General features: G+C 53.8%; 2 protein-coding genes and 1 pseudogene. All 3 read right to left on the bottom strand.

Annotated elements, in window-relative coordinates; translation table 11 throughout:
* A partial coding sequence (locus Q8Q08_10455; protein MDP2654436.1) for a hypothetical protein occupies positions 1-294 on the bottom strand: 294 nt, incomplete at its 3' end.
* A complete protein-coding gene (locus tag Q8Q08_10450; GenBank protein MDP2654435.1) occupies positions 291-1,652 on the bottom strand; it encodes a DUF4215 domain-containing protein in 1,362 nt (453 codons plus the stop codon). The genes Q8Q08_10455 and Q8Q08_10450, both read right to left, overlap by 4 nt.
* Positions 1,653-1,715: 63 nt before the next feature.
* Positions 1,716-1,898: pseudogene (locus Q8Q08_10445) on the bottom strand (DUF4215 domain-containing protein).
* Positions 1,899-2,019 lie beyond the last annotated feature (121 nt).

The raw sequence follows: 2,019 nt of genomic DNA, 5'->3' as shown, positions 1-2,019 counted from the left end.
ACCATAACCCATCATATATTGTGCCTTATTCGAACCGTCAATAATGAGAGTGTCGCCGCCTTTCAATTTGGTAGGATGCTTTGAGGGCGCGTGGGCCCAGAATGGATGGGAGAAGGCGCAAGCTTTGCCTGTGCCTGTGCCGGGATAGGGGGCGTCCGCAAGTCCTGTGCACTGGGTTGCGGTCCCGCCATCGGGGCGGACATAATAGGTCGCGCTCCAGGCCGAATCTGCGAAGAAAATAAAAGCGATAAAGCCAATGACCGAGGAGAAACCCCTAATTCTGGAACAATTCATTTACCTCTCTCTTTTTTACAGACAGCGCTGCAGCCGTCCCTGTTTTTCCAATTCCCGTCGTCGCACTGTTCCTTACCTTCGACGATCCCGTTACCGCAGTATTCCTTTTTGCAAAGACTGTTGCAGCCGTCGTTATTGATCAGGTTGCCGTCGTCGCAAATCTCGAAACCTTCCTTGATCCCGTTCCCGCACACCTGCACAAGCTCTGGCGTGCACGCGCTGCTACAACCGTCACCACTCAGGAGGTTCCCGTCATCGCATTGCTCGGCCCCCTCAAGTTTGCCGTTCCCGCAAACCGGGGCTTCCTTTACGCAAAAACTGCTACAACCGTCACCGCTCAGGAGATTCCCGTCATCGCATTGCTCAGTCCCCTCAAGCACGCCGTTGCCGCAGCCAGGGCCCTCGAGCTTACACAGCGCGCTGCAACCATCCCTATTGAGCCAGTTGCCGTCGTCGCACTGTTCCTTACCTTCGACGATCCCGTTACCGCAGTATTCCTTTTTGCAAAGACTGTTGCAGCCGTCGTTATTGATCAGGTTGCCGTCGTCGCAAATCTCGGCGCCTTCTTTGATGCCGTTCCCGCATACAAAACCCTCGGACTTACACAGCGCGCTGCAACCATCCCCGTTAATCCAGTTGCCGTCATCGCACTGCTCGGGTCCCTCAACAACGCCATTTCCACAGTATTCCTTTTTGCAAAGACTGTTGCAACCATCGTTGTTAATCAGGTTGCCGTCATCGCAAATCTCGGCGCCTTCTTTGATGCCGTTCCCGCAGATAAAACCCTCGAGCTTACACAGCGCGCTGCAACCATCCCCGTTAATCCAATTGCCGTCATCGCACTGCTCGGGTCCCTCAACAACGCCATTTCCGCAGTATTCTTTTTTGCAAAGACTGTTGCAACCGTCGTTATTGATCAGGTTGCCATCATCGCAAATTTCCGTTCCTTCTTTAACCCCGTTCCCGCAAATGGAAAGGGGCAATGAACAGAACGCCGTAGCTCCGCCGCTTAAGCCTGCACAATTCCACAAATAATTGGTCCTGGTGTCCGCCGTGTCGCTCAACGTCCCTGCGGTACAGCTGTTGTTCGTCGTCCCGCAGGCGCCGTCAACAGGGACCGACTTCGCCAGACTGCAGGATGCCGTCACCCCGCCGTTCGACCCTACGCAACTCCACAAATAATCGGCCGAAGTATCCGCCGTGTCGCTCAACGTCCCGGCGGGACAGCTGTTGTTCGTCGTCCCGCAGACACCATCAACAACAACCGGCTTCGCTAAACTGCAGGAATCCGTCACCCCGCCGTTCGACCCCACACAGTTCCACAAATAATTGGTCGTGGTATCAACCGTATCATTCAAGGTCCCGGCACTGCAGCTGTTGTTGCTGGAACCGCAGACACCGTTGACAACACCAAGCTCTGTGAGGCAAATACTGCTGCAACCGTCTCCATTAACCAGGTTGCCGTCATCACACAACTCGGCCCCTTCGACAGTGCCATTGCCGCAAACTTGAAGGACTCCGGAAGTCGGAACAGAGCCAAATTCCAATGCCCCGAAATCCCAAACTGAACCTCTATTAAATCCATTATAATCAAGATTCGACACGCCGGTCAAGATGATTCCTTTGTCTCTGACCGGACTATTGTTAAGCAAATTAACATTAAATTGGTCTCCGCTGTACCAGTGAGGATCCGGTTCGGCCAGTTTGGGATCTTGGCAGTAGGAA

The sequence above is a fragment of the Candidatus Omnitrophota bacterium genome (assembly GCA_030688425.1).
Taxonomy (GTDB): Bacteria; Omnitrophota; Gorgyraeia; order Zapsychrales; family JANLHA01; genus JAUYIB01.
This window is presented reverse-complemented; position numbering and strand designations above follow the sequence as displayed.